Source organism: uncultured Albimonas sp. (assembly GCF_963977235.1).
GTDB lineage: Bacteria > Pseudomonadota > Alphaproteobacteria > Rhodobacterales > Rhodobacteraceae > Albimonas.
Map to the genome: position 1 here is coordinate 1 of NZ_CAXBOD010000116.1, position 5,835 is coordinate 5,835.

The 5,835-nt window shown below is 70.8% G+C and carries 4 protein-coding genes; 2 read left to right on the forward strand and 2 right to left on the reverse strand.

From position 1 onward, the window contains the following. Positions 1–411: 411 nt before the first annotated feature. Positions 412–732, reverse strand: a complete 321-nt coding sequence (locus AAC134_RS23285; RefSeq protein ID WP_339952104.1) for an NIPSNAP family protein — start codon at positions 730–732, stop codon at positions 412–414. Between the two features lie 124 nt (positions 733–856). Between AAC134_RS23285 and AAC134_RS23290 the strand changes: the two genes are divergently transcribed. Further along, on the forward strand, positions 857–1,168 hold the full coding sequence (locus AAC134_RS23290) for a DUF1272 domain-containing protein (RefSeq protein WP_339952106.1): 312 nt from the start codon (positions 857–859) through the stop codon (positions 1,166–1,168). 86 nt (positions 1,169–1,254) lie between these two features. On the opposite strand, the gene AAC134_RS23295 is transcribed toward AAC134_RS23290, so the two are convergent. Beyond that, the gene (locus AAC134_RS23295; protein WP_339952108.1) at positions 1,255–2,085 is read right to left on the reverse strand and encodes a VPLPA-CTERM sorting domain-containing protein; all 831 of its coding nucleotides are present in this window, start codon (positions 2,083–2,085) and stop codon (positions 1,255–1,257) included. A gap of 278 nt (positions 2,086–2,363) precedes the next feature. Between AAC134_RS23295 and dnaE the strand changes: the two genes are divergently transcribed. Then, positions 2,364–5,834, forward strand: coding sequence for a DNA polymerase III subunit alpha (gene dnaE, locus AAC134_RS23300; protein ID WP_339952110.1), 3,471 nt, complete (start codon positions 2,364–2,366; stop codon positions 5,832–5,834). The last annotated feature ends 1 nt before the right edge of the window (position 5,835 follow it).

Here is a 5,835-nt window from a genome sequence, read left to right on the forward strand (position 1 = left end):
GAGCGCGCCTCGACCGGGCCCGCGCGGCCCAACCGCGGTCCCAAGCCCGCCGGCAAGCCGGGCGGCAAGCCCGGCGCGCCGCGCAGCGAGGGCGGGGCCGACGCGCCCCGTCGCCGCGGCGGTCCGCGGGGCGGCCGCGGGGCCTCGGGCGGGCAGGGCGCCCAGGCCTGGACCTGATTTTCGGGGCCGCCTGGCTCCGGCGCTGACCTCCGGGGCCGAGTGGCCCCGGAACCGACATGAGAACGGCGAGGCGGGAGACCGCCTCGCCGTTATCGTTTCGGCCAGCGGACCGGCGCAGGGCGTGGCCCCGGCGGTCCGCCTGCGACGTCTGCAGGAGAGGCTCCGAACCGGGGGCTCCGAACCGGGGGCTCAGAGCCGGGGGCTCCGAACCGGGGGCTCAGAGCCGGGGGCTCAGAGTTCGGGGCCGAAGGGCGCGTTGGTCAGCAGGCGCACCTCCTGCGCGGCCAGCAGCGGGCGCAGCTTGCCTGCGAAGGCCATGAAATCGGCGTCCGCGTAGACGCCCTTCCAGTGGGCCCGCCGCTCGGCGTCGTCCTTGAAGCGCCAGACGTGGACCAGCTGGTGCAGGGGTCCGGTGTCGGAGACCATGTAGCCGCCCAGGCGCACCGCGTGGCCGCCCGCCTCCAGCGCCGGGTATCCCTCCTCGGAATACAGTTTCAGCGCCTCGGCCATCTTGCCGACGGTCACCGAGTAGGTGCGCATTTCGTAGAGCATTCCGATCCTCCTCCCGGGGTTTTGCCGGGAGCCTACCCGGCCGGCCGGTCGGGCGCCAGCGCCAAGCGATGGCCTCGCGCCCGCGCCCGTCGCATCCTCGCCGCGCCTGCCGAGGAGACGAATCATGGCCCTGGAACTGCGCCCGAACTGCGAACTCTGCGACCGCGACCTGCCGCCGGACTCCCGCCTCGCGATGATCTGCACCTTCGAGTGCACCTTCTGCGCCGAGTGCGTGGCCGAGGTCCTGCACGACGTCTGCCCCAACTGCGGCGGCGGGTTCGAGCGCCGCCCCGTGCGGCCCTCGGTCGAACGTCGCCCGGGCCTGTCGACGACCACCCGCCCCCCCTCGACCGAGCGGCGCGCGATCCGCTTTTCGCGAGACGAGATCGAGGCGTTCTCGGCCCTCCACCGCGACGTGGCCCCGGCGCGGCGCTAGGCGGCTCGGCGGCGGCCCGGTCCGGAACGCGAAACGCCCGCCCCCGGGAAGGGGCGGGCGCCTGCGGTTTCGTTCGGGCGTCGGTCTCAGCCGCGGCGACGGCGGGCGATGAGGCTCAGCGCGGCGAGGCCCGCGCCCATCAGCGGCAGCGCCGCCGGCACGGGAACCGCCTGCGCAACCGCGCCGTAGCGGATGTCGATCGAGGCCGAGGACAGCGTCGTGGCGCCGCTGAGCACCGAGAGGGTGATCGTGTAGAGGCCCTCGGTCTGCGGATCGAAGCCGACCGGCTCGTAGAAGCCCAGGTTCCAGGAGTTCTGCGCCACCGAATAGGCAGCGATCGCAGGACCGTAGTTCAAGCCCCGGGAGCCGCCGGCGTCGGTGGCCACGTACTGCTTCGCGAAGGTGGGGCTGGTCGAGCTGTTGTCGCCCAGCCCGTGATCCCAGGGGCTGCCCGGCCCGAGGCTGATCGGGTCGAACTCGACCAGGTCGACGCCGTTCGTGACGCCGACCGCGGCGGTGGGGTCGAAGTCGATCGACAGCAGGTAGGTGAAATCGTCCAGGAACTGGTCGACCGCCGTGCCGTCCTGGTTGACGTTCACCGACCAGTCGAAGTTGAACAGCGACCGGTCCGCCGGCGCGATCCCGTCGGAGGGATCGAACTCGTAGAGCCCCGCGCCGTTGCTGTTGTAGGTCCCGTTGGGCACGCCGGCGCCGGGCGCGTTGCTGTTGTCGTAGCGCAGCTTGCCGCGCAGCCCGACCTCGATGTTGTTTTCCAGGTTGACCGTGAAGGCCGTGTTGGCGTTGCCCTGGCCGAACAGAAGCTGCACGCCCGGCGTGACGCTGGCGTCGAAGCTGGTCAGCGCCGTCGCCGGGCCGGCCATGACCGCCACCGCGGCCGTTGCAATGATGAGCCGCATTCCCGCTCCCCTCTTTCAATTGCGGGTCGCGCGGACCCGCTTCGCCCTCCTCAGAAAAACGCCTCTGAAAATGCACGCTCGTCACTCATCGTTTCGAGACTGTAGCCAACCGTTCATCTTCGCGCAACTCGCGTGACGTAGGGGCCGCGCTCGCCTGTCGCGAACGCTGCCCCTGCGTCCCCCGCCTGCCGCAGGGGGGGCCGCGGGCGCAGGGGTCGCGCTCGCTTCCCCACCGGCGCCGCTGGCGCAGGGGGGCCCGGCGCGCCTATCCTGCGCCCATGACGAGCGCCCGATTCATCCACCTCCGCCTGCACTCCGCCTACTCGCTGCTCGAGGGCGCGATCGCGCCCAAGAAGCTGCCCGGCCTGTGCGAGACGCGCGACATGCCCGCCGTCGCCATCACCGACACCGGCAACCTGTTTGCGGCGCTCGAGTTCTCCGAGACCGCCGCCAAGGCCGGGGTGCAGCCGATTCTGGGGGCCCAGCTCGCCCTGCGCTACGCCCCCGCGCCGCGCCCCGACGTGCGCCCGCCCGATCCCGCGGGAATCGTCCTGCTCGCCCAGGACGAGACCGGCTGGCTGCACCTGATGGACCTCGTCTCCCGCACCTTCCTCGACACCGAGCAGGAGATCCCCTCGGTCTGCCTCGAGGATCTGCGCGACCGCTCGGCGGGGCTGATCTGCCTGACCGGGGGCGCCGACGGGCCGCTCGGCCGGCTCGTGCAGGACGGCAAGACCGAACGGGCGGCGGCGCTTCTGGACGCGCTCGAGGCCCTGTTCCCCGACCGGCTCTATGTCGAGCTGCAGCGCCACGGCCCCACCGACGCCGACCCGCGCACCCCGGCCGAGGCCGCCACCGAGCCGTTCTTTGTCGAGGCCGCCTACGCCCGCGACCTGCCGCTGGTCGCCACCAACGAGGTGTTCTTCGACCGCCCCGAGATGTTCAACGCCCACGACGCGCTGATCTGCATCGCGGGCTCGACCTACGTCTCCCAAGACGACCGCCGCCACCTCACCGACCAGCACTATTTCAAGACGGCTCAGGAGATGGAGGCGCGTTTCGCCGACCTCCCCGAAGCCATCGCAACCACGGTCGAGATCGCCCGCCGCTGCGCCTTCCGCGCCCGCACCCGCGACCCGATCCTGCCGCGCTTCGCCGACGACGAGAAGGAGGAGCTGCGTCGCCAGGCGATCGAGGGCCTGGCCGAGCGCCTCAAGGTCCTGCGCGAGAAGGACACCATGGCCGCCAGCCAGGCCGACTACGAGGCGCGCCTGGAATACGAGCTGGGCGTGATCGAGGGCATGGGCTTCCCCGGCTACTTCCTGATCGTGGCCGACTTCATCAAGTGGGCCAAGGACCACGAAATCCCCGTGGGGCCCGGCCGCGGCTCGGGCGCGGGCTCGCTGGTCGCCTGGGCGCTGACCATCACCGACCTCGACCCCCTGCGGTTCTCCCTGCTGTTCGAGCGGTTCCTGAACCCCGAGCGCGTGTCGATGCCCGACTTCGACATCGACTTCTGCATGGATCGCCGCGAGGAGGTGATCGAGTACGTGCAAAAGAAGTACGGCCGCGACCGCGTGGCCCAGATCATCACCTTCGGCGCGCTGCTCTCGAAGGCCGCCGTGCGCGACGTCGGCCGGGTCCTGCAGATGCCCTTCGGCCAGACCGACCGCCTGTCGAAGATGATCCCGGTCGAGGGGGTCAAACCCCTCTCGATCAAGGACGCCCGGCGGGAAGAGCCGCGCCTGAACGAGGAAGCCGCCAACTCCCCCGTGGTGGCCGAGATGCTCGACTACGCCGAGAAGCTCGAGGGCCTCTACCGCAACGCCTCCACCCATGCCGCCGGCGTGGTGATCGGCGACCGGCCGCTGCATGAGCTGGTGCCGCTCTACCGCGACCCCCGCTCGGACATGCCCGCCACCCAGTTCAACATGAAATGGGTCGAGCAGGCGGGCCTGGTGAAGTTCGACTTCCTGGGCCTGAAGACCCTGACCGTGATCCAGGGCGCGGTCGAGCTTTTGCGCCTGCGCGACATCGACCTCGACATCTCCAAGATCGATCTCGAGGACACGACCACCTACGAGCTCTACGCCTCGGCCGACACGGTGGCGGTGTTCCAGGTGGAAAGCTCGGGCATGCGCGACGCCCTGCGCCGCCTGCGCCCCACCTGCATCGAGGACATCATCGCGCTGGTCGCCCTCTACCGTCCCGGCCCGATGGAGAACATTCCCAAGTACTGCAACGTCAAGAACGGCAAGGAGAGCCGCGACAAGCTCCACGACCTGATCGACCCGATCCTCGATGAGACCCAGGGCATCATCGTCTACCAGGAGCAGGTGATGGAGATCGCCCGCAAGATGGCGGGCTACACGCTGGGCGGGGCCGACATGCTCCGCCGCGCCATGGGCAAGAAGATCAAGGAGGCGATGGACGCCGAGCGGCCCAAGTTCGTCGACGGCGCCAAGGCCAACGGCGTGGGCAAGGCCAAGGCCGAGGAAGTCTTCGCGCTGCTCGAGAAGTTCGCCAACTACGGCTTCAACAAGTCCCACGCCGCCGCCTACGCGCTGGTCAGCTACCAGACCGCCTGGCTGAAGGCCAACCACCCGGTCGAGTTCATGGCCGCGGTGATGAACTGCGACCTGCATCTGACCGACAAGCTGGCGATCTACCAGCGCGAGGTGAAGCGGCTGGGCATCGAGACGATCCCGCCCTGCGTGAACCGCACCAACGCGCATTTCATGGTCCGCGACGGCGCGGTGCTCTACGCGCTCGGCGCGCTGAAGAACGTGGGCCCCGAGGCGATGCGCCTGATCGAGGACGAGCGGGCGGCGGGCGGCGTGTTCCGCGACGTCTTCGACCTCGCCCGCCGGGTGGAGCTCAAGAAGATCGGCAAGCGCCCGCTCGAGATGCTGGCCCGCGCCGGCGCCTTCGACCTGCTCGACCCCAACCGCAAGCGCATGTTCGAGAGCCTGGACGCCCTGGTCGCCTACTCCGCCGCCGCGCATGAGGAGCGCGCCTCGGCCCAGGTCTCCCTCTTCGGCGAGGCCGGGGGCGAGGCGCTGCCCGAGCCGCGCCTGAGCCGCACCGACGACTGGCTGCCCGCCGAGCGTCTGCGCCAGGAGCATGAGGCGATCGGCTTCTACCTCACCGGCCATCCGCTCGACGACTACAAGGGCGCGCTCGAGCGTCAGCGGGTCCTGACCATCGCCGAGCTGCAGGCCCGCGCCGGCCGCACCGGCGGCGCCATCGCCAAACTCGCCGGCGTGGTCACCGCGCGGCAGGAGCGCAAGAGCGCCCGCGGCTCCCGTTTCGCCTTCGTGGGGTTTTCGGATCCCACCGGCCTCTACGAGGCGACCTGCTTCTCCGAGCCGCTGGAGCAGTACCGCGAGATGCTCGAGCCCGGCGCCCTGGTGGTGATCACGGTCGAGGCCGAGGCCCAGTCCGAGGGCGAGCTGAAGCTGCTGCTGCGCGCCGTGCAGCCCATCGACCGCGCGGTCGCCACGGCCGGCGCCTCGGGCCTGCGCGTCTTCGTGAACGACCCCGACGCGGTGGAGGCGGTGAAGGCCCGCCTCGCCTTCCGCACCGGCCAGGGCGGCCGCCCCAGGGGCGGCCCGGTGAACCTGGTCCTGATGGCCCCGGACCTGCCCTATGAGGTCGAGATGAGGCTGCCCGGAGAGTTCCCCCTGACGCCGCAGATCGCGGGAGCGATCAAGGCGGCGCCGGGGGTGGTGACGGTGGAGGAGTTTTAGA

Coding starts and splice junctions, on each gene's coding strand:
- AAC134_RS23290 (WP_339952106.1), top strand. CDS start 857: ATGGCCCTGGAACTGCGCCCGAACTGCGAACTCTGCGACCGCGACCTG.
- AAC134_RS23295 (WP_339952108.1), bottom strand. CDS start 2,085: ATGCGGCTCATCATTGCAACGGCCGCGGTGGCGGTCATGGCCGGCCCG.
- dnaE (WP_339952110.1), top strand. CDS start 2,364: ATGACGAGCGCCCGATTCATCCACCTCCGCCTGCACTCCGCCTACTCG.
- AAC134_RS23285 (WP_339952104.1), bottom strand. CDS start 732: ATGCTCTACGAAATGCGCACCTACTCGGTGACCGTCGGCAAGATGGCC.